Raw genomic sequence first — 20,975 nt, forward strand, 5'->3', positions numbered from 1 at the left:
CTGGGCAATGTACAGCCTTGCCGCAATATCAGTTTTCTCTCTCATCGGCACAACATGAGCGTGCACATGTGGAATATCGCCCCCTGAGAAAAGGAAAACGACACGATCTACGCCGTAAGTTTCTTTTGGGCACGCGCGATCCTTTGCCCTGTGCAAACTAGCTCGCCCGCAAGGTCGGCTGGCAAATCATCGAAATAGTTGAAATGATCGCGAGGGGTGATTTGAACATGCCCACGACGGATCGGAGAGGTATCGAGGATACGCCAGTAACTCAGGGCTTTCCAAAATGGGGACGCATGAAATCCGATTGTTCGCGATGTCGCAAAAGAGGCACGAAGAATTCTTTCCGGTCATAATTTCCTCGCCCGCGCAGCTATAGGCGGTTAACGATATCAAGCACCGAACCCGATGTTCAACCCAAAGAAGCCAGCGCTACTTGTGAACAAATAGCACTCGCTGAAACGTCCGTGCCGGATGATCCAAGGATGCATGTGCTTGTGGGAAGATCTTGCGCTTTACTGATGGGGCTATCAACAATTGGCGACGAGCACGATCTCAATCGAATTTGTCGCGGCACCCCGCCGCATATGGAGTTTACACGGCCTCTGCCGTCACTTACGGGAATGCCAGCCATCTGGATTAAGGGGAACCGGTGATGTTGATCACCCAAAGCGACTACCATCGGATTTACCGGGTCATCAACAGCCTGTTGGTCAACGAAAACGCCAATCCCGCCACGGCTTCGATGTATTTCAGCACCTTTGGGGCCTTCATCCTCGAACATCACTTCAAGGTGAAGGCAAAGGCAAAAAGCGGGCTCGCGGCCTACAACCTCGACGGAAAGTACATCCTCTTCGCAGACCAGCGCGACGATGGTTACGTCTCTGGCGCTGGTGAGAATTTCCATTGCTGGGTCGAGGCTGACGATTGGGCGATCGATTTCATGGCCCCTACGTTCTCACAGAGCACCCCGGGTTTGGCGATTCCGCCGAAGATGTTTCAGCGGCCGCTCTCATCGATGCGCTCGTCCATCAATGATTTGAGCCAGTCCGGCGACTTCTTCTATCGTGCCGAACCTGATGCAACGAGCCGACGTTTCGCAGACTGGCGCAAGAATCCGATGATTGGAGACCTCGCCAGCCTCGCAGCGAACTGGTTCCGGAAATCTCCCAGAAAGATGCAGACATCAATCACAGTGCGGCATCAGGATGGAAAATCCAACGCCGTACCACTCATCGGCAACTCCCTTGTTGGTGCTTGGTAATCGTGGCACGAACGCGTCCCCACGCGATTGAAATGTCCTTGTGTTCCCCTTGAATTTTCTCGCGCACGGTGGCTGCATGATGGAGTGCCCCTCGCCCAGATACGACGGCAATAAAGGGCTGTTTCTGGAGGACACGGATCATGCGCTTGAATCAAGTGACGGTAACGATGCCCGACCTCGATGCAGGCTGGAACTTTTATTGCACTCTTGGCCTCAAGCCTGTCGTCGATGCACGTCCCCACTATGCTCGATTCTTATGCCCGGACGGCGACAGCACGTTTTCATTGCACCAAGGCGAGAGCGCCGGTCGTGGGACTACGGTGTATTTTGAATGTGACAATTTGAATGAGACGGTCAGCCAACTGCAGAAGAAAGGGCTTCAATTCACAAGCCCGCCCGAAGATAAAAGCTGGTTGTGGCGAGAAGCCGAGCTGTTTGATCCTGGTGGTAATCGCGTCCTGCTATACTTTGCTGGGCAAAATCGCATTAACCCACCATGGCGTATCAAATAGCTTGTTTTGGAAGACTGACTTGCTCCACTTTTCCACGGACGAAGGTATTTAAGCTGAAGCGGCGAATTTCCGCGAAATTGAAACAGGCCGCATAACGTCAACCGATTGGTGGCAATTCCAGGCATTCGAAAATGGTCATGAAACACCGACGCCAGTCTGCCTGGCAATTCCTTTTACTGCCCTTGCGGCTCATTATAGCCGTGTTCGTTGTCATCAGCGAAATCGCCCGGCCCGTTTATCGGCCGCTCGTGAATTGGTTTGCTTCGCTTTCCATCGTAAAGCACTTTGGCGAGTTTGTGGGTTCACTGCCGCGAGCCGTCATTCTTGTTCTCTTTGTGGTTCCGCTCGCGATTGCCGAGCCCCTGAAGATTTATGCATTGGTCGTGATCGCCCGGGGCCATGTAATCTCGGGGCTGGTCATAATCGCACTGGCCTATCTGATGAGCTTTCTCCTAGTTGAGCGCCTGTTCCACGCGGGCCGTGAGAAACTGCTAACCTATGGCTGGCTTAAGTGGATTATGGACCGCGTTGAGATCGTTCGAAATTGGATGGCCGAGATGAAGGAGCGGATCATGGCGTCCGTCCGCACTTGGCTTAGATCTCCCCGAAACTGATAAGCCAAAAGTAGTGGCAGCCGACTAGGGGAACCCAGATGCAGGCCTACCGACAGGCGACATTTTGGGAAAGGTGCAGGGCGAGCTTCTGACACTCGCCAAGCCGAACGGGTGGCGCGTTCTTGTCTGGGTGAATCGAGCGGTCGCGTAACCGTCGATAAGAAGTTGGGGTTCGAACCGTCTGGACAACCCCAAGAGACCAGATGAGGCTTGATCTTGCCAATGCTGGCGAGGCGGTAAGCGGAATAGATGCAAATGGCGCGTTCCCGCTATCCATTGCAGTCGTCTACATGGCATAGTCCTTAATCGACGTCCGCAAGGAAATGCTCCGGAAGAGTTAGTTTGATCTAAATCAGGCAACGATTATATATTGTATGCTAGAAGCTACGGAGGCCATGGCGAAAGCCCGCCAGAAGTTGCATCTTCATCAGGGGCTGTTACATCGTGATAGCGAGGGAAACCGATACTTCCATCAAGCCGGCTGATTTCGTCGAGAGACGGAAATGGCCGCGTTTGTCGCAGGCGCCGCTATTTCCGGAAATGCAAGCTGCTACAGCCCCGGAATCCTTGTCGTTTTCGAACTTGGATTTGGCTATTGATCAGCAATTTGCGGCCTGGCAGCAATTCATGACGCCGTTGATCGACATCCACATGCCAGAGCGCCTCCGCATCGGTGATGCATTTCCCGTGAATCAAATCGTCTGGAATCTGGAAGGGGTGCTTCTCATCCAGCAGGACAGTCCCGCATTCAGCTTTGCGCGATCTGAAGAAAAAGTACGCTATAGCTCGATGGATCATTGGCAGGTCACATTTTTGCGGACCGGAAAGACATGGGCGAGCACGAACGGGCGAGTGATCGAAAATGCCCCAGGTATGATGGAAATACGCAATTTGGGATGCCCCTTTTATGGGAGATCTCTTGCCGGCCAGTCCCTCGCGCTTATTCTCCCACGTGATTTATTTGCGATCCATGGCGGACTCCCAAACGCCGACAGTAATATCGTATTGGGAGGAGAGCGCGTCGAACTTCTCCACAGTTACGTGGATCATCTCGAAACGAACCTCGAACGGCTGACCAAAAACGACCTCGCCGGCGTGAGGAACCAGCTTCGTGATACGATATTTGAAATCATGACGTCGCTGGCGCATGATCGCCTCGATAGTGATGCGACGCAAACTGGATTGATGACGCGGGCAAGGCAATTCATCCAAGATAACCTCCATTCGACGTCCCTAACGCCGGAGAAACTCAGCCGAGAATTGGCCATTTCGCGCACCCGGCTTTACGAGATGTTTCAGACATCCGGCGGAGTATTGAATTACATTCGAAGAAGACGGCTTTTGGCTGCGCACATGGCGCTGAGCGATCCAGCCAATAGATTGAAGATTGGTGCTATAGCCGAACAGCTCAGCTTTGATTCCGCCGCCTCCTTCTGTCGCGCGTTCACCCATGAGTTCGGCTACAATCCCAGTGAAGTGCGCAAACATTCGGGGATGCACGAAATGGCGCATCCGATAGGCGCAAAAGACCTTTCGACGTTTAACGGCTGGCTCAGCTCCCTTGGGCTTTGACTGCGCCGGCTACCGGTGTGCGGGAATGCCTTCAGACCTTCAATACGCTCGCCTTGTAAATTTCTTCGATCGTTTTCCCGAGACTGGCGTCGAACTCCGCGTCGCTCATCGTAACCCGCAGATCTTCCGTCAAAGCCCTTGAGAAGCTCGCGATCATGCCATGATTATGAGTGAGCTTTTCGCAGGCGTCGACACGGCTATAGCCGCCTGAGAGCGCGACGACACGAGCGACTGACTTATGGTCGACGAGCGACTTGTAAAAATCCGCGACCGTCGGAATGGTCAGTTTGATCATGACATGCTGGTCCGGCGACAGAGCATCGAGTTCCCGGGCGATCTCGTCGCGCAGGATGGCTTCCGCTTCGGTTTTCGTCGAGCTCTTGATAGAGACTTCCGGCTCGATGATCGGAACGAGGCCGTGGTCCAGGATTTGCCGACCCACGACGAACTGTTGCTTCACCACGGCAGCGATCCCGGTCTTATCGGCATGAGCGATCACCGACCGCATCTTGGTACCGAAGATTCCCTTCTTCACCGCGCGCTCCAGCAGAGCGTCAAGATCGGGCATCGGCTTCATGAGCTGGACGCCATCTTCCTCGCCCGCCAATCCTCTATCGACTTTCAGAAACGGCACGACGCCGCGGTCCTCCCAAAGGAACGACGGGACCGGTTTTCCATTCGCGTCTCCATCCATGGTCCTTTCGAAAAGGATGGCGCCGATCACCTTGTCACCGGAGAATGCGGGGGTCGTCACGATGCGCACCCGCATCTCATGCACAAGCCGGAACATCTCCTCCTCGCCGCTGTAGTCGGCATCGGAAATGCCGTAGAGACGCAAAGCGGCCGGCGTGGAACCACCACTTTGATCAAGGGCGGCGATGAACCCGTCCCGGCTGGTCATCTGCGCCATCATCCGTGCATCTGCTGCCATTTTCATTCCCTTTGCGCTGCGTCCTAACGTGATGGCGTCGAAGTCCACACCCAAGGTTCCAAGGTTGATCAAATTCCCAGTTGCTTCCAAGCTCAGGGACTTTCCGAGTCACGACGCTGCAAACATACTTGCATCGTCGTGCCGACCCAATGCGTCTACGGCAGTTTCCTCAATACTATTTCGGCGTCGTACTCCTCGGGTCCGCGAACATGCGGCCCAACTTCGCGTCGCGATGCAGCGTAAGCAGCCGTCCGAGAGCTTCCTTTGGTGCGCGAGCCCCCGGATGCCGCAGCACTTCAGCTGAAAGCTGCTGGCCGAAAGGCACTGCGTCACGCAGCGTCATCCCGCCAATACGGGCCGCCAGATAACCTGCGTTGAAGGCGTCGCCGGCCCCTGTCGTGTCCCTGATCATTGCAACTTTGGGAGTCGCCATCTCGCCGCTCTCGTTGCCTGCGGCGAAGGTAATCGCATGCGCGCCATTCTTGACGATAATCTCCTTCCCTCCCTCAGCTTCGATCCTTGCAATGGTGTCGGCCGGGGACTTGTCGCCCCACAGAGCGGCCTCGTCGTCGAAACTCGGGAGTACGATATCGCTGAGCGCAAGCATGTCTTGAATGCTTTGCCGCGCGTGCTCGGGCGACGCCCAAAGCCTCGGGCGGACATTCGGATCGAAGGAGACGACTGCGCCTGCGTCACGAGCCCGCGCAACGGCATCAAGCAGTGTTCGGCGACCGTTTTCAGGCAAAATAGCCAGCGTTATCCCTGAAACATGGATGAGGTCTGCGCCACTCATCGCCACCGACAGCTCCGCCGGATCATCGGCGAGATGCGCGGCTGCCGAATCCTTTCGCCAGTAATGGAAGCTGCGCTCAACGCCGTCCAGCTCAATGACGTAGAGTCCCATTGTCCGCGTGGAATCTCGCGAGATGACCGCCGTATCGAACCCATCTGCGCGTAGCTCTTCGACGAACCGGCCAGAAAGACCGTCGATCCCTACCCTCGTCACGAAGGCCACACTCGCCGCGACACCCAGCAAATGCGCCATATGCCATGCTGTATTGAATGTGTCACCGGCGTAAGCGAAGCGAAACATGTTCGCTCCATCAGGCGCCATTTCGATCATCGCCTCACCGATGGCGACAATTCTTCTCGATACAAACTCCACCATCCGGGCAACCTCAGCGAGTCTCGAGATCGTAGATGCGCCCGGTGAGCCAGGCAGGCCAGTCCCGTTCGAAGAAGCATTTGGCGCTTTCGTCAAACGTCCGGTTCCGGCGAGTGTGGATATCGAAGCCCTCGGTGCTCATTCGCACCACAATTTGCTCCCGACGATGCTCTTCGCGTTCCTTCCGGAAGCGAAGTTCCTCGAGCGGACCCGACTTGGAAAGAGGCAAGGAGTCACCGTTGCGATCGCAGATCGCCCGCGCGCCGCGACTGCCTCCGCCATTTGCGATGAAGAAATCCAAGGCGGCGAGGACAGCTTCGGATGCGATCGCCATCTGATACCATTGAACGGCGCGGGTCGCCTCTGCGGCCCGGTCGTAAGTTATTCCATGTTCGCCGATGCGCTTGTTGAGCAGTCGTGCCTCTTGCAGTGCGTCAGTGACGTTGCCCGGATCGCAGATCAAACCAGCCTTATCGCTCATGCGCGCCTGCACCTCGCTGCGGACCGCCTTTACCGTCAGTTCGCTGTCGGAGCGAAGGAGCGCGCTGATTTCGGCCATGCCCTGCTCGGCAGCAATCCTGATGTCAGCTCCGGGGGGCGTCCGGGCTTTCTGGCTGGCAGATATGTGCTCTGCGACGCGTGTACCGAAAACCTGTCCGGCATTGAGTGCAGCACCTCCGGGACGGGTAACACCATGGGTTCCGGCGGCCTCACCGATCGCGTAGCAACCGGCAAGGTTGCTGCGCCCCCAGGTGTCGACCATGATCCCTCCGTTCATATGCTGATTGTTCACAGCGAACTCCAGCGGCTGCTCGGCAATGTCGATCTTGTAGCGGCGGTAGAGCTCGATCGAAAGCGGGTTCATGTGCCGGAGACGATCGATCGGCATCTCCTGGATCGCCCCTGCATTGCCAAGATACTGACTTGCGTCGTAGTCAAGCCGTGCAAGCGAAAACGGCAGGTCGCCGGGGACAGGCAGTGGGTTCCTGTTGAAATCCATGAAAACCTGACGCCCTGCAATGGTCTCTCGATAGATGGCGAGATCCACGAGGCTCGATCCGAAATCGAGCATGCGGGTGGAATGGAATGGCCACTGGTAGCCTTTCCGGAATACGTTCGATGCTAGTTCCTGGGTGGTCCGATAGTACCCCGCGAGGAAATGATGCTCGTTTCCTTCGGCATCTAGCGAAAAGATATGGGGAATGGCCTGCATATAGGTGCCGGAAAGATTCCAAGGGAATCCTTCCCGGCGAGTGCCAATTCCGAATTGGCTCTCCGTCAGGTTCACCAGCTCGATGCCCGCCTCAAGCGCCAAGCCCAAAGAGCCGAAGCAGCCGTTCGGATAGACGCTGTCCCGATAGAGTTCCCCGGGTCCGCCGGCGGCGAGTACCAGGACGTTGCAGACGAAGAGAGTCAAGCCAAGGAGATTCTTCTCGGCTCGATGGCCCGCCTTCATGACGAGCACGCCGCAAACGCGGCCTGCGGCCCCCTGCTCTTCCTTTAGGATCTTCACCACCGTTGCATGGTTGTAGAACGGAATCCCCAGACGTATTGCCTCTTCGGCCAGCACCTTGACCATCAGCCTCGACGTTCTTGGTCCGCAGCTCGTCGCGCGACCGACCTCGTCGTGATCCGTCTGATATCGCAACGTCCCGCCAAGTGGCTCCTGCGGAAGTCGAAGGCCGAGGAACTGCAGCGACGCCATCATACGCGGGGAGCCGACCGCCTCCACGTAAGCCGTGTCCTCGTCCATCGCGCCGCCCGCCCGGATTGCCCGCGCCATCGCCTTATAATTATCTCCTTGATCAGCGGTATTTGCAGTGTGCAGCGTCTGCTTGTCGGAGCCGGAACAAGCGGACGTGCCGCCCCATGCGCTTTGGCTGACGATCGCCACATCGTCGCCGCGCCGCTTCAGTTCGACCGCTGCACGCAGCCCCGCCGCGCCAGATCCGACGATGACGCAGCCGGCTCGATATACGGGCACATCGATGCCCGCCAGGCGGACTATCTCCGAGGACATTGCCTCCGGGGACAGTCGCGGCATGTCGACATCCGTGAGCGCGTCGAGGATGTGTTGCGGAACATCGATGGTCATTGGCGCAGGTCCTTGCGAGGTCTTGGCTCAGGAGAGCGGGATGTCGATCCAGCGCTTCAGGCGCGAGGATTCCATGCAGGCGTCGACGATCTGGCAGATATGATGACCGTTTTCGAACGTTGGCCACATCGGTGTGTTCGTGGTGATCGACTTCACCACCTCGGCGGCTTCGATAATCTTGCTCTCGTTGTACCCGAGGGCGAAGTTCGGAAGCGGTAGGAACGCCCTGAAGGTCGGGTTTTCAGGCCCGACGTCGATCTCGCGGAAGCCACTTCGTCCGGCACGGTCGTCGTTCGTGTAGAAGCGCAAGCGGTTCACCTCGTCATAGGTGTAGGCAATGCTGCCTTTTGTTCCATAGATTTCGTAGGTCTGCATGAACTTGCGGCCGGTGGCGACACGGCTGAAGTCGACGATCCCCGCAGCACCATTTTCGAAGCGACAGAGCAGGTTCGTGGCGTCGGGATTGGTAATCTCTGCCCACTTCTCATCGCCTTTGAGCTTGACCTGCTCGCCGTATGCAAGCCCTTCCACCACAGGCCGGCTGGCCGTGACGATCAGGTTGTCGGCAATCAAAGAGCTGACGCGACCCACCAGAAACTCCATGAAGCTGAAGATGTGCGAGCCGGTGTCACCGACGATACCCGTCGGGGCCACTTTGCCGTCGGCGCGCCACATGAATGGTGCCATCGGGTCGCCGTACATATCGACGTGCTGACAGCCCTTGAACATCTCGATCTCGCCGATTTCCCCTGCCTGGATGATCTCCTTGGCGAGGTCGTGCACCGGATTGCGGGGGAACGCGTGGCCGACTCTCGTGATGACGCCCTTCTCTCGGGCGATATCGGCAAGCTCGCGAGCCTCTTTGGCGGTATTCGCCAGCGGCTTCTCGCAGTACACGTGCTTGTCGGCGATCAGTGCAGCTTTGGCTACCTCGTAGTGCAGGCTGTCGGGCAGGCATATGTCGATCAGGTCGATTTCCGGGTCGTTTACCGCCTGTTGCCAGTTCTGCAGGATCTTCGCGCCGGGGGCCCGTCGGGCAAGATCTTCGGCCGCGGCCGGATTTGCCTCGACGATCGCGACGACGCGCGCGGTCCCTCCGGAGGGACCGAGGAAATGAGGAAAGGTCTGGTAGGCCATCGTGTGGATCTTGCCCATCCAGCCCGAGCCGCCCAGCACAGCCACCTTGACTTCGCCCATTGCGAAAACTCCCTTGAAATCCGGCCCGTTCACGACCGGTCGCTGATATTCATCTGTTCCCCGCGGTTACGGAGGCGTGACGTGTTTCCTACCGGACGCCGGCGCGTGCCCTCGGGCGCGTATCGTTGCGCTCGTATGAAAAGATCGCCGATGGGAGTGGCGGCAGTCCTCGAATGAGGTCGGCTCCCTTCTCGCCGACCATGATCGTCGGAGCATTGGTGTTGCAGGAGGGAACACGCGGCATGATCGAGGAATCGCACACGCGCAGTCCCTCGAGCCCATGGACCTTGAGATCGAGGCCGACGACGGCGTCGTGCCCCGTGCCCATCTTGCACGTCCCGACGGGATGGTGGTCCGTCTTGGCATTGGCGCAGCCGTATTCGAAAAGCTGCTCGTCGGTCGTGACCTTCGGGCCGGGAAGACGCTCGGCCAGGACGAACGGCTTGAGGGCGTCCTGCTGCATGATTTCGCGCGCAATCTTCAGGCCTTCGACAGACATCTTCCTGTCGTGCGGGTCCGACCAGTAGTTCGGATCGATGAGGGGTGCTGCCGCGGGATCGGACGAAGACAGGCGGACCGTCCCACGTGATCTCGGGTGAAGGTAAGCGGAATTCAGCGTGACGCCCGCGTTCTTCAAGCGCTCGACGCCAGCCTCGATGCCGGATCCGAGACCCAGATGGAACTGGATGTCCGGCGAGCGAGCATCGGGCTCGGCGTACCAGAAGCCGCCTGTCTCAAAAAGCGACGATGCAACAGGGCCGGTACGGAAGAGCACATACTCCATGCCCGCCCAGAGTGTGCGATGCAGTTTCGCCACGCCGTCATACGTGTGGTCGCCAGTGCATTCGGCGATGACGAACAGATCGAGATGATCCTGCAGGTTGCCGCCGACGCCCGGGAGGTCGTGAAGTACCTTCACACCTACGGAACGCAAATGATCGCCGGGACCGATGCCCGACTGAAGAAGCAGCTTCGGCGAGCCAATCGCTCCCGAGGAGACCAGGACTTCCCGCTCGGCACGAACGATCTCCGGGCCGCTTCCGCCTGCGATCTCAACGCCCACGGCGCGGTTGCCTTCCAGCACGATGCGCGAGACGCGCGCGCCGGTGCGGACTTTCAGGTTGCTGCGGTTCTTGATCGGGGAAATGTACGCCATGGACGCCGAAGAACGGCGATGATCGCGCTGCGTGACCTGGTAAAAGCCAACACCGGCCTGCTGTCGGCCGTTGAAGTCCGGGTTGTACGGAATACCCAGTTCCTGTCCCGCGCGGATATAGGCGTCGCAAATGGGTAGCGGCGCGGCCGGCATGGATACGCCGAGCGGACCGCCGTAGGAGTGGTAGTCGTCGCAGAAGCGCTGATTGTCTTCGGCGCGTTTGAAGTAAGGAAGGATCGAGCGATAGTCCCACCCCTCGCAACCGTCTTCGCTCGCCCAAAGATCGTAGTCGGCGGAATTTCCGCGAGTGTAGAGCTGCGCGTTGATCGATGAGCCGCCGCCGATGACCTTGGCCTGCGTATACCGGAGGATCCTGCCGTTCATGTGCTTTTGAGGCACCGTGTGCCAGCCCCAGCTCGCGACGCCCTTGGTCATCTTTGCGAAGCCGGCGGGCATATGAAACAGTGGGTTCCAATCGCCGCCGCCCGCTTCCAGCAGGAGCACGTTGACGTTTGGGTCTTCGCTGAGCCGGTTCGCAAGCACGCACCCGGCCGGACCAGCTCCCGTGATAATGTAGTCGAAACGCATTTTGCTAATCCTGTTGGATGCGAGAGAACGAGAGATCCTGCGAGGCTATGTGGTCCGCCACGCGAAGCGCCTGGCTTGCCACCGTAAGGGCGGGGTTCACCGCGGCCGATGTCGGCAGGAAACTGGCGTCCACGACGAAGAGATTACTGTGGTCGTAAGAACGGCAGTATACGTCCAGTGGTGCGGAGGCAGGATCGTTTCCGATCCTGATTGTTCCGCACTGGTGCGACGGTGTGCGCTTGTCGAACGCTCTGGCCAGCACGATCGGGAATCCGATCGACTTCAGGATTTGCTTCAGTTTCGCGACGAGTGCGAGGTGAGCTCCCCAGTTTGTCCGCTGCCACTGCAGGATGACGCGATCGCCATCGACCATGACCCGGCTCTCGGGATTGGGTATGTCCTCGCTCATCGCATAGAAGTCGATTGCGTGGCCCGTTACGAGATTGAGCAACCATTCCGGCGCGCTTGGGAGGGATCCCTTGAGGATCTTGGCAGACACGCGTCCGAGGAGTTGCACGTTGCCGAGAGGAAAACCTCCGTCTCCATCTGAAAGATAGAAATCGTTGAACGCGAACGTCTTCTGATAGACGGACGTGTTCCGGAAGGTCGGCGAAACGCCGATCACGGCCGAAGCGTTGTGGTTCATGAAGTTCCGTCCGACCTGGTCGGAGGAATTCGCAAGGCCGTTCCTGTAGCGGTCGCTTGCCGAGCGCAGCAGCAGGACCGACGACTGAACGGCACCCGCGGACAAGATGACGATTTTCGGGGCCACGGAAAGCGTCTGTCCGTCCCTGACGAAGACGACTTTCTCAATCTTACCGCCTTGGCCGGTCTCTAGCCGAACCGCGCGCGAGTTCGTTTGGAGGGCGACATTCGGATGCTTCATCGCGATGGAAAGCGCCGCCGTTTCGGCATCCATCTTGCCGTCCTTGGAATTCGGATGGGCATCCCACGGTGTCTTCGCCTTGGCCAGCCAGGTGTCGATGTCGATGCCAAGTGGCAGCGAAGATGGGTGCAGCCCCTTTCTCTTGAGACGCGCTCTCACGGCGGAGATGGGAGCTTCATCCGGAACCGGCGGGTATTCGTATCCGAGAGAATGGTGCGGCTCCGTCGGATCTTCGCCGAGAGTGCCGCGAACCCTGTACATGCGCTCCGCACGACTGTACCAGGGCTCCAAGACCTCGTATGGAAACGGCCACGCCGGAGAAACGCCTTCCCGATGCTTGAGAATCCCGAAGTCCTCCTTTCGGTAGCGAGACAGCACCGCGCCGTAGAATTTCGAGTTCCCGCCCACGTTATAGTAGTTGCCGGGATTGAAGCCTTTTCCATCGGCTTCGTACCACGTCTCCTTCGGTCGGAAGTGTCCGCGTTGGAAGATAGCTCGTTGATCGCGATTCACCGGCAGGTCGGCTATGTGATCGCCGGCTTCCAGGATGAGGATCTGGGCGCCGCTCGCGGCTAGACCGGCCGCCACGGTCGATCCGCCCACTCCTGAGCCGATGATGACGATATCGGGTGTGACGTTCATTTCAATTCCTGTCCTACGCGATCCGGACCTGGGTCTGCGGATCGAAGAAGACGGCCTTGTCGAGGTTGAACGCGAGGCGTGCCGTTTCGCCCGCCTTGATCCGGGCATCGGCCCGCAGTCGCGCCACCACTTCCTTGCCACCCAGCTTGGTGACCGCGAAAGTGTCCGATCCGGCCGGCTCGACGACCTCGATAAGGCAATCGTTCTCCGCGACGCTCTGCGCATTTCGGTCGGCGCCTTCCGGGTCGGTTAGGGCTTCGGGACGGATGCCGAAGACAACATTGCGGTCCGCGTAGGTTGCCAAAGACATCATGCTCGGTGCAATCGGGAGCTTCATCGCCTCTCCCGCTGTTCGCTCCAGCGAAACGGCGAGACCGTTCGAATCCTTCAGGATCTTGCCTGAAAGGAGGTTCATGGCCGGCGACCCCATGAAATCGGCGACGAACATGTTTGCCGGATTATTGTAGATTTCCGCGGGCGTGCCGAACTGCTGGACAATGCCTTCCTTCATGACGGCGATCTTCGTTGCAAGCGTCATGGCCTCGATCTGATCATGCGTGACGTAGACGATCGTCTTGCCGGTCGCCTGGTGAAGGCGCTTGATTTCGGTGCGCATGTCGACGCGAAGCTTGGCATCGAGGTTCGACAATGGCTCGTCAAAGAGAAAGAGCTTCGGGTCACGGACCAGGGCACGGCCCATTGCCACGCGCTGTCTTTGGCCGCCCGAGAGCTGGCTCGGCTTGCGATCGAGCAGATGGCCGATCTGCAGCACCTTGGCGACCTTGTCGATTGCCTGCTTGCGCTCTTCGGCGGGCACACCGCGCATTTCCATACCGAAGGAGATGTTTCCCGCCACCGTCATGTTCGGATAGAGCGCGTAGCTCTGGAATACCATCGCGATGTCGCGCTTCGATGGGTGCAGGTCGGCGATGCTGCGGTCGTCGACGCGAATATCCCCTTCGGTGATCGTCTCGAGACCGGCGATCGTGTTGAGCAGCGTTGACTTGCCGCAGCCGGACGGACCGACAAGCACGAGGAAGCCGCCCTTTTCCAATTCGAGGTCGATGCCCTTAAGGATTTCCAGGGCGCCGTAGCGCTTTCTAAGACCGGAGATGTTGAGGAAAGCCATTGTGATTATCCTTTGACAGCGCCCGCCATCAGACCGCGAACGAAATAGCGGCCGGCGACGATATAGACGATGAGGGTCGGCATGGCGGCGATCATTGCGGCGGCCATGTTGACGTTGTACTCGACCACGCCAGTCGAGGTGTTGACGACGTTGTTCAGGGCAACGGTCATTGGCATCGAGTCACCTGAGCCTGCGTAAGCCGACGCAAACAGGAAGTCGTTCCAAATATTGGTGAACTGGTAGATGACCGTGACGACAATGATAGGCAGCGAGTTCGGTAGCATGATGCGGCGGAAGATCTGGAAGAAGCTTGCTCCGTCCACCTGGGCTGCGCGCACGAGTTCGTCCGGAAACGCCTCGTAGTAGTTACGGAAGAAGAGCGTCGTGAAGCCGAGACCATAGATGACGTGGACGATGACGAGATTGACGGTCGAGTTGCCGAAGCCTAACGACATGCCGATCTCGTTACGCAACGTTGCTCCGAACCGACCGAGGTTGCCAAGGATGGTCGCCATGGGGAGAAGCACCGACTGAAACGGAATGAAGCAGGCAAAAAGCATCAAACCGAAGACCAACGTGTGGCCTGGAAAACGCCACTTCGTCAGAATGTAGCCGTTCAACGCGCCCAGGATCGTGGAGATCGCCACGGCTGGCACAACCATCTTGATCGAGTTCCAGAAGTAGCCCTTGATGCCTGTGCAAGTCAGACCGACACAGGCCTCGCCCCAGGCCTTGAACCAGGGATCGATGGTCGGCGACTGAGGTAAGGCCAGCATGTTGCCATTCTGGATCTCGTCCATCGTCTTGAACGAGGTAACCAGCATGACGAATAGCGGCATCAGGTAGAAGATTGCGAATACGACCAGCAGGCCATAGATAATCGTGCGGTTGATCCAGCGCCCACTGGCAATGCTCCGTGATGGTGAAGACGGGGTGGAAATCGTAGTCATCGCGCCTTCTCCTTCAGTTCGGAATAGAGGTACGGAACGATGATCGCGGAGATCGTCATCAGCATGATGATCGCGCTTGCAGAGCCAACGGCCATCTCGTTGCGCTTGAAGGTGTATTCGTACATGAAGTTGGACGGCAGCCAAGCCGAACCGCCCGGCCCGCCGGAGGTCAGCGCCACGACAAGATCGTAGGACTTGATCGCCATGTGAGCGAGCACGATGAAGGCTGACAGGAAGACAGGGCGCAGCAACGGAATGATGATCCGGCGATAGAGTTGGGCAGTCGTCGCGCCGTCGATCTGGGCAGCTTTCATGATCTCACTGTCGATGCCACGCAGGCCGGCAAGGAACATCGCCATGACGAAGCCGGAGGCCTGCCATACGCCTGCGATAACGACAGTGTAGATGACGAAGTCCTTGTTCTTGATCCAATCGAAATGGAAGCTCGTCCAGCCGAGGTGATGCAGCGTCTGTTCGAGGCCGAGACCCGGATCGAGGAACCATTTCCACGCAACGCCGGTGACGATGAACGACAGCGCCATCGGGTACAGGAAGATCGGTCGCAGAACGCCCTCGCCACGGATCTTCTGATCCAGCAAGATCGCCAGAAACAAGCCGAGCGTCAGGCAGATGCCGACATAAAGCACGCCGAAGATGCCCATATTGGTGATGGAGGTGTACCAACTGGATGGCGGATCGCTTTCAAACGTCCAGCGCCACAGCCGTTGATAGGCGCGCGCGCCGGTCAGGGCGTAGGACGGAAAAGTCTTCGAATTCGTGAAGGACAGATAGGCCGTCCATGCGATGAAGCCATACACGAAGATGATGGTAATCGCGAAGCTTGGAGCAAGCACGATCTGCGGCAGCGTGTTCTGGATCCGCGCACGCATCGACGTGCGCTTCTCGCGCGTTAGAATTGGTTCGGTGGTAGCGACAGTGCTCATGGTAGTCATCCCTTCGGGGGGCCTCGACCGGGCATCTTCCCCGCGATTTCCGCGGGGAAGACTTTCAGCCGCACTTAGCGTGCGTCGTCGATCGCCTGGACGAGTTGCTTGACAGCTTCGTCGGAGGTCTTGATCTGACCATGAACGAACTTCGAGACGACGTCCTTGTAGGCGTTGGCGATTGCGGGAGGTGCGCCATAACCTTGTGCCAGCGAACCGAACAGCGTGCCTTTCTCGTTAGCAGCCTTCAGGTCGGCGATGCCCTTCTTGCCACAGGCGTCGAAGTCAGTATCGGGAACGTCGGTACGGGCCGGAACCGAACCCTTGACGACGTTGAAGGCCGACTGAAAGCTCTTCGACAGCGTCGCCGTTGCAAGCGCAACCTGCGCCGCCTTACGATCGTCAGGTACCTTGAACATGCCGAACATGTCGGAGTTGTAGATCACACTGCCTTCGGTGCCGGGGAAGCGATAGCACAGGAAGTCCTTGTTCGGGGTCTTCTTGGCGGCTACAAATTCGCCTTTGGCCCAGTCGCCCATGACCTGCACGAGCGCATCGCCCTTGATGACCATCGCGGTCGCCAGGTTCCAGTCACGACCGGAGAAGTTCGGGTCGACGTACTTGATGATCTTGGCGAGATTGTCGAACGATTTCTTCATCGTATCCGACTTCAGCGCCTCCTCGTCGAGGTCGTTCATCGCTTTCTTGTAGAACTCGGGACCGCCGGTCGATTCCACGATCGAGTCGAACATCGTCGCTTCCTGCCAGTTCTGGCCGCCGAGAGCGAGCGGAACGACGCCCGCAGCCTTCGCCTTATCGAGCAGTGCGATCAGGTCATCGAACGTCTTCGGCTCGGTGCCACCGATCTTGTCCATGACGGCCTTGTTAATCCACAGCCAGTTCACCGAGTGAACGTTGACCGGGGCGGCGACCCATTTGCCATCGTATACCGAAAACTTCTGCAGCGCCGCTGGAACGGATTTGTCCCAGCCTTCCTTCTTCGCAGTTTCGGTCAGATCACCCATGACCCCGGCCTGGGCGTAGTCGAGGACGGTGTAGCCGAGCATTTGCGAGGCGGTCGGATAGTTGCCAGCGGCGACCATCGCCTTCAGCGCGGTCATCGCGGCGTCGCCGCCGCCGCCTGCTACCGGGACGTCCTTCCAGGCATACCCTTCCTTGGACAGGTCCTGTTTCAGGACATTGAGCGCCGCAGCTTCGCCGCCGGACGTCCACCAGTGCAGCATCTGCACTTCTTTCACGTCGTCGGCGCGTGCCGCAGCAGTCGCACCAGCAAATGCAAGTGCAATTACAGCGGTAGATGTTAGAAACTTGCGCATTGAAAACCTCCCAGTACAAGTTTAAGGTGCGGGACCATTCCCGCACCGATCACCCGCCCTCCTCGGGCGTAGTCCTGTCGCCGACCTAAGCCGGCGTTCCCTTCTTCGGCATCCACCAGTTCGTTCGGGCGCCGATATGCATGTTAAGTGTCTTGGTCTCGGTGTAATCCTCGACCGCATGGCGGCCCAGCTCGCGACCGAGGCCGGACTGCTTGTATCCGCCGAAGGGGAGCTCCGAAGCACCGTCCATGAAGGTGTTCATCCAGACCGTCCCCGCGCGAATCTTTCTGCCGATCGTGAGGCACGTGTCGAAGTCGCGGCTCCACACGCCGGCCGAAAGACCGTAGTCGATGGAATTCCCGATCTGGATCGCTTCAGCGGTTGTCTCGAATGTCAGGACGGAAAGGACTGGTCCGAACACTTCCTCGCGTGCTACCGCCATGTCCGGCGTGACAGCTTCGAGAATGGTCGGAGCCATGAACTGCCCCATGCCGAAGTCAAGGGCTTCGCCACCGTGAGCGACCTGCGCACCGTTGTTCGTCGCGCCGGTCACATAGGTGTTGATCTTTTCCAGGTGCTGCGGCGTGATGATGGCACCGACCTGGGTGCTTGGATCGAGCGGATCGCCGACCTTGACGTCCTTCGCCAGCTCGGCAACGCGCTTAACGACGTCTGATGCAATGCTCTTGTGCAGGATCAGTCGCGAACCGGCATTACAGCATTCGCCTGCATTGAAATACGCGCCGAACACGGCAGCGTCGATGAAGGCATCGATATCCGCATCCGGGAAAACGATCTGCGGGTTCTTGCCACCAAGCTCGAGCGACACCTTCTTCAGCGTCTGCGCGGCGTTGGTCATCGTCAGTTTGCCGACCCCGGTCGAACCCGTGAAGGACACCATGTCGACATGCGGATGCGTCGTCATGATCGCGCCCACCTCCGGTCCGGTGCCTGTAACGATGTTGACCGCACCGTCAGGAAGGCCGGCCTCTTGCAGAATCTCCCCCAGCAGCAGCGTTGATCCCGAGGTGAGTTCGGAAGGCTTGACGACCGTCGTGCAGCCGGCGGCAAGTGCAAAAGGCAGCTTCTGACCGACGATCAGGAACGGGAAATTCCACGGTGTGATGATCGACACCACGCCGATGGCTTCACGAAGAACGACGCCCAGAGTACCGTCGCCCAGGGTGTTATAGCTCTCGCCATGCAGGTCACGGGCGAGTCCAGCGGCGTATCGCCAAATGTCAACAGAGCCAGCAATCTCCCCGCGAACCTGTGAGATCGGCTTTCCCGCTTCGATGGCGTCGAGATAGGCAAGTTCTTCGGAGCGCGCTGCGATGAGATCGGCGGCCTTCAGAAGAATGGCGGACCGTTCGGACGCGGTCATCCGGGGCCAAGGTCCATGATCAAAGGCCTTGCGTGCAGCGGCGATCGCCCGTTCGGCATCTGCTTTCATGCCCGTCGGATAGCGACTGACGACGACACCATGGCTCGGTGCTACGCGTTCCAGCGGCTGCGTGCCGCCTGCTTCCCACTTGCCGTCGATCAGCATCTTGAAATCGCGCGCCCTGTGATCGGCGAGAGCTTTGGGAGCAATCAGAACCGTCATTACCATTCTCCTTTGAACTGTGCGGGGCGCTTTTCTGTGAAGGAAGCAACGCCCTCCTTTAGGTCACCCGTCTTCGCAACAAGGATCGAGCCCAACGCCTCGACGGCGGTCCCGTTGTCCTCACCATTTGCGGAGGCGATCATGAGTTTGACGACTTCGAGCGCCGCCGGACCGCGCGCTGCGATGCGCGCCGCATATTCGTTGGCAGCCTTGACGGCGTTACCTGTCGTTGTGACTGTATCGACGACGCCGAAGCCACGTGCCTCCTCGGCGGTGAATATCTCTCCGCCGAGAGCCATACGGCGAACAACCTGGGCGCCGAAGCGTTTCACCAGGCGCTGCGTGCCGGACCAGCCGGGAACCATGCCAAGACCCGTCTCGGGAAGACCGATCTTGATCTGCTCTTCTGCGATACGAATGTCGGCGACGCCCGCAAGCTCAAGCCCGCCGCCAAGCGCGTGACCGTTGAGCGCAGCGACGAGCGGGACGCGAAGCGTTGCGAGCCGCTCGAAGATGCGATGACCGTGCCGGACCCACGCATGACCGAACTCTTCGGGTCGCATTCCACCCCAAGCCTTAATGTCGCCGCCGGCCGAGAATCCCTTGCCCTCCCCTGTCAGGATCGCGACGCGAACCTTTGGGTTGGCTTCCACTTCGTCAGCGGCATCGGACAGCGCCTTGAGCATGTCGAGGTCGAGTGCGTTCAACTTCTCAGGCCGCGAAACCGTCATCGTCGCGACGGGACCTTCCACGTCGACCTTCACCGTACCGCTAGCCATTGAAGGTGCCCTCCAGAACGCGGGCGGCCCTCTTCGGAAGCGAGAGATCGATGTTGGCTTCGGCAAAGAGGTTCAAGCCCATGACCTTGAGATCTTCCGAAACGATCAGCGGGAATTCGGACTGGCCCAGGACATGTTCCTGGAGATCGATGCCCGGAGCGATCTCCGTCACCACGATGCCCCTCGGCGTCAATTTCATGACGCAGCGCTCGGTGACATAGGTGATGTCTTGCCCCTGTTCGATCGCCCGCTTGCCGGAGAAGGTGACATGCTCGACCTCGTTGACCAGTTTCTTGAGCTTGCCTTCCTTCTCGATAACAAGCTTGCCTTCTGCGACCGCAAGCTTTGCACCCGCGTTGAACATTCCGGAGAATACGATCTTCCTCGCCCGCGCGGTGATGTCGACGAAGCCGCCTGCGCCCGCTGTGACATGCGGACGGAACGACAGTTTCGACACGTTGACCGAGCCGTCGCTGCCGATTTCCAGGAAGGAAAGCAGCGAGGCGTCGAAACCAGCTCCCTGAAAATAGGTAAACTGGTACGGCGAAGGCATGTAGGCGTCGGCGTTCGAGGCGCAGCCGAAGGCGAAGTCAAGAAGCGGAACGCCACCAACGGCACCCTGCTCGATGACCCATGTCACCGCGCCATGAAGGCCCTCTTCCATTAGAATGCGGGGCACATTCGCCGAGATACCGAAGCCAAGGTTGACGCAGCTTCCGGCCTGCAGTTCCTGCGCAACGCGACGGGCGATGACCTTTTGGATGTTGAACTCCGGAACCCGGAAAGTGTCGAGCGGCCGGAAGATCTCTCCGGAGATCGCCGGATCGTAGAGCGTCTGCGTCGTCTGCTTCTGATCCGGATCGACGACGACATAGTCGACGAGCATGCCAGGCACGCGCACGTCGTGCGGCTTTAGCGAGCCTTCCTTGGTTATGCGCTTGACCTGAGCGATGACGATGCCGCCGTTGTTGCGGGCAGCGAGCGCCTGATCGAGGCCACCGAGATACGCGCCTTCATGCTCGTAGGTGAGATTGCCGCGCTCGTCGGCAGTCGTTGCACGGATGATGGCGACTTGGGGCACGATTGACGGGAAGAACAGATAGTCGTCGCCTTCGAAGGAGACCCGTTTGACTACCGGCTCGCCGGCCCCGAGATCGTTCATGGCGCAGCCCTGCCGGTTCGGATCAACGAACGTGTCGATGCCGATCTTCGTCAGAACACCCGGGCGCTTGGCAGCAGCTTCCCGGTGAATATCGAACATGATGCCCGAAGGAATATTGTAGGCCGGAATCTCGTTGTTCGTGATCATCTGCCAGATCAGCGGTGGCTCGGCGCTCGACGGACCCGATGGATAGGAACCGCCGATAATCTTCTTGAGGAGACCCTTTTTGGCGATGTAGTCGACGCCCCTGATGCCGCTCATGTCACCGGCGGCGATCGGATGCAGCGTCGTGATATCCCTCGGATGACCGGTGCTATCAAAGCGCTCGCCAATCGCCTTCAACATGAGGTCGGGGCAGCCAAGGCCGCTCGACGACGAAACGGAGACGACGGCACCGTCCGGAATGAGGGCTGCGGCTTGCGCCGGGGTAATGTGCTTGCTCATGT

Annotated in this window: 18 protein-coding genes; 4 read left to right on the plus strand and 14 right to left on the minus strand. The window is 58.8% G+C overall.

What is annotated here, in order from left to right; genetic code table 11:
• Window positions 1–107 precede the first annotated feature (107 nt).
• Window positions 108–341: an HIT family protein gene (locus tag HGP16_RS34800; RefSeq protein ID WP_409526869.1), complete on the minus strand. Its 234-nt coding sequence runs from the start codon at window positions 339–341 to the stop codon at window positions 108–110.
• A gap of 314 nt (window positions 342–655) precedes the next feature.
• On the opposite strand from HGP16_RS34800, the gene HGP16_RS28615 reads away from it, so the two are divergent.
• The 4 genes from HGP16_RS28615 (at window position 656) to HGP16_RS28630 (ending at window position 3,962) form a co-directional block, all read left to right on the plus strand.
• Complete coding sequence (locus HGP16_RS28615) at window positions 656–1,264, plus strand: DUF2026 family protein (protein ID WP_168843339.1); 609 nt, start codon at window positions 656–658, stop codon at window positions 1,262–1,264.
• Between the two features lie 140 nt (window positions 1,265–1,404).
• Window positions 1,405–1,776, plus strand: a complete 372-nt coding sequence (locus HGP16_RS28620; protein WP_168843340.1) for a VOC family protein — start codon at window positions 1,405–1,407, stop codon at window positions 1,774–1,776.
• A 137-nt stretch (window positions 1,777–1,913) separates the two neighbouring features.
• Window positions 1,914–2,390, plus strand: coding sequence for a hypothetical protein (locus HGP16_RS28625; protein WP_246703594.1), 477 nt, complete (start codon window positions 1,914–1,916; stop codon window positions 2,388–2,390).
• Between the two features lie 444 nt (window positions 2,391–2,834).
• Window positions 2,835–3,962 carry a helix-turn-helix domain-containing protein gene (locus HGP16_RS28630; protein WP_168843342.1) on the plus strand — a complete coding sequence of 376 codons (1,128 nt, stop codon included), beginning with the start codon at window positions 2,835–2,837 and terminating at the stop codon, window positions 3,960–3,962.
• Between the two features lie 31 nt (window positions 3,963–3,993).
• Here the strand turns inward: HGP16_RS28630 and HGP16_RS28635 are convergent, their stop codons facing one another.
• The 13 genes from HGP16_RS28635 to HGP16_RS28695 all read right to left on the minus strand — a co-directional run bounded on the left by HGP16_RS28635 (window position 3,994) and on the right by HGP16_RS28695 (window position 20,973).
• Entirely contained in the window at window positions 3,994–4,893 is a 900-nt protein-coding gene (locus HGP16_RS28635) for a fructose bisphosphate aldolase (RefSeq protein ID WP_168843343.1), read from the minus strand.
• Between the two features lie 175 nt (window positions 4,894–5,068).
• Complete coding sequence (locus HGP16_RS28640; RefSeq protein WP_281408269.1) at window positions 5,069–6,061, minus strand: sugar kinase; 993 nt, start codon at window positions 6,059–6,061, stop codon at window positions 5,069–5,071.
• A gap of 10 nt (window positions 6,062–6,071) precedes the next feature.
• On the minus strand, window positions 6,072–8,153 hold the full coding sequence (locus tag HGP16_RS28645; protein ID WP_168843345.1) for an FAD-binding protein: 2,082 nt from the start codon (window positions 8,151–8,153) through the stop codon (window positions 6,072–6,074).
• A gap of 27 nt (window positions 8,154–8,180) precedes the next feature.
• Window positions 8,181–9,350 carry a Gfo/Idh/MocA family protein gene (locus HGP16_RS28650; protein WP_168843346.1) on the minus strand — a complete coding sequence of 390 codons (1,170 nt, stop codon included), beginning with the start codon at window positions 9,348–9,350 and terminating at the stop codon, window positions 8,181–8,183.
• An 88-nt stretch (window positions 9,351–9,438) separates the two neighbouring features.
• Window positions 9,439–11,094 carry a GMC family oxidoreductase gene (locus HGP16_RS28655; protein ID WP_168843347.1) on the minus strand — a complete coding sequence of 552 codons (1,656 nt, stop codon included), beginning with the start codon at window positions 11,092–11,094 and terminating at the stop codon, window positions 9,439–9,441.
• 4 nt (window positions 11,095–11,098) lie between these two features.
• Window positions 11,099–12,622, minus strand: coding sequence for a GMC oxidoreductase (locus HGP16_RS28660; protein ID WP_168843348.1), 1,524 nt, complete (start codon window positions 12,620–12,622; stop codon window positions 11,099–11,101).
• 13 nt (window positions 12,623–12,635) lie between these two features.
• Complete coding sequence (locus HGP16_RS28665) at window positions 12,636–13,751, minus strand: ABC transporter ATP-binding protein (protein ID WP_168843349.1); 1,116 nt, start codon at window positions 13,749–13,751, stop codon at window positions 12,636–12,638.
• A gap of 5 nt (window positions 13,752–13,756) precedes the next feature.
• Window positions 13,757–14,701, minus strand: a complete 945-nt coding sequence (locus tag HGP16_RS28670) for a carbohydrate ABC transporter permease (RefSeq protein ID WP_168843350.1) — start codon at window positions 14,699–14,701, stop codon at window positions 13,757–13,759.
• Window positions 14,698–15,645: a carbohydrate ABC transporter permease gene (locus HGP16_RS28675; protein WP_168843351.1), complete on the minus strand. Its 948-nt coding sequence runs from the start codon at window positions 15,643–15,645 to the stop codon at window positions 14,698–14,700. The genes HGP16_RS28670 and HGP16_RS28675 overlap by 4 nt, the downstream gene beginning before the upstream one ends.
• A gap of 74 nt (window positions 15,646–15,719) precedes the next feature.
• Window positions 15,720–16,982, minus strand: a complete 1,263-nt coding sequence (locus tag HGP16_RS28680) for an ABC transporter substrate-binding protein (RefSeq protein WP_168843352.1) — start codon at window positions 16,980–16,982, stop codon at window positions 15,720–15,722.
• Between the two features lie 85 nt (window positions 16,983–17,067).
• Window positions 17,068–18,594 (minus strand): aldehyde dehydrogenase family protein, encoded by a 1,527-nt coding sequence (locus tag HGP16_RS28685; RefSeq protein WP_205927582.1) that lies wholly within the window; start codon window positions 18,592–18,594, stop codon window positions 17,068–17,070.
• Window positions 18,588–19,367: an enoyl-CoA hydratase/isomerase family protein gene (locus HGP16_RS28690; RefSeq protein WP_168843354.1), complete on the minus strand. Its 780-nt coding sequence runs from the start codon at window positions 19,365–19,367 to the stop codon at window positions 18,588–18,590. The genes HGP16_RS28685 and HGP16_RS28690 overlap by 7 nt, the downstream gene beginning before the upstream one ends.
• A complete protein-coding gene (locus tag HGP16_RS28695; protein WP_168843355.1) occupies window positions 19,360–20,973 on the minus strand; it encodes an acyl CoA:acetate/3-ketoacid CoA transferase in 1,614 nt (537 codons plus the stop codon). The genes HGP16_RS28690 and HGP16_RS28695 overlap by 8 nt, the downstream gene beginning before the upstream one ends.
• Window positions 20,974–20,975 lie beyond the last annotated feature (2 nt).

It is taken from the genome of Rhizobium sp. P40RR-XXII, from assembly GCF_012641405.1.
Classification (GTDB): Bacteria; Pseudomonadota; Alphaproteobacteria; order Rhizobiales; family Rhizobiaceae; genus Rhizobium.

Bases quoted from the DNA above. Each gene is read 5' to 3' on its own strand.
- HGP16_RS28625 (WP_246703594.1), top strand. From the start codon at position 1,914: ATGAAACACCGACGCCAGTCTGCCTGGCAATTCCTTTTACTGCCCTTG.
- HGP16_RS28670 (WP_168843350.1), bottom strand. From the start codon at position 14,701: ATGACTACGATTTCCACCCCGTCTTCACCATCACGGAGCATTGCCAGT.
- HGP16_RS28620 (WP_168843340.1), top strand. From the start codon at position 1,405: ATGCGCTTGAATCAAGTGACGGTAACGATGCCCGACCTCGATGCAGGC.
- HGP16_RS28655 (WP_168843347.1), bottom strand. From the start codon at position 11,094: ATGCGTTTCGACTACATTATCACGGGAGCTGGTCCGGCCGGGTGCGTG.
- HGP16_RS28650 (WP_168843346.1), bottom strand. From the start codon at position 9,350: ATGGGCGAAGTCAAGGTGGCTGTGCTGGGCGGCTCGGGCTGGATGGGC.
- HGP16_RS28660 (WP_168843348.1), bottom strand. From the start codon at position 12,622: ATGAACGTCACACCCGATATCGTCATCATCGGCTCAGGAGTGGGCGGA.
- HGP16_RS28685 (WP_205927582.1), bottom strand. From the start codon at position 18,594: ATGGTAATGACGGTTCTGATTGCTCCCAAAGCTCTCGCCGATCACAGG.
- HGP16_RS28695 (WP_168843355.1), bottom strand. From the start codon at position 20,973: ATGAGCAAGCACATTACCCCGGCGCAAGCCGCAGCCCTCATTCCGGAC.
- HGP16_RS28615 (WP_168843339.1), top strand. From the start codon at position 656: ATGTTGATCACCCAAAGCGACTACCATCGGATTTACCGGGTCATCAAC.
- HGP16_RS28690 (WP_168843354.1), bottom strand. From the start codon at position 19,367: ATGGCTAGCGGTACGGTGAAGGTCGACGTGGAAGGTCCCGTCGCGACG.
- HGP16_RS28640 (WP_281408269.1), bottom strand. From the start codon at position 6,061: ATGGTGGAGTTTGTATCGAGAAGAATTGTCGCCATCGGTGAGGCGATG.
- HGP16_RS28680 (WP_168843352.1), bottom strand. From the start codon at position 16,982: ATGCGCAAGTTTCTAACATCTACCGCTGTAATTGCACTTGCATTTGCT.
- HGP16_RS28635 (WP_168843343.1), bottom strand. From the start codon at position 4,893: ATGGCAGCAGATGCACGGATGATGGCGCAGATGACCAGCCGGGACGGG.
- HGP16_RS28675 (WP_168843351.1), bottom strand. From the start codon at position 15,645: ATGAGCACTGTCGCTACCACCGAACCAATTCTAACGCGCGAGAAGCGC.
- HGP16_RS28665 (WP_168843349.1), bottom strand. From the start codon at position 13,751: ATGGCTTTCCTCAACATCTCCGGTCTTAGAAAGCGCTACGGCGCCCTG.
- HGP16_RS28645 (WP_168843345.1), bottom strand. From the start codon at position 8,153: ATGACCATCGATGTTCCGCAACACATCCTCGACGCGCTCACGGATGTC.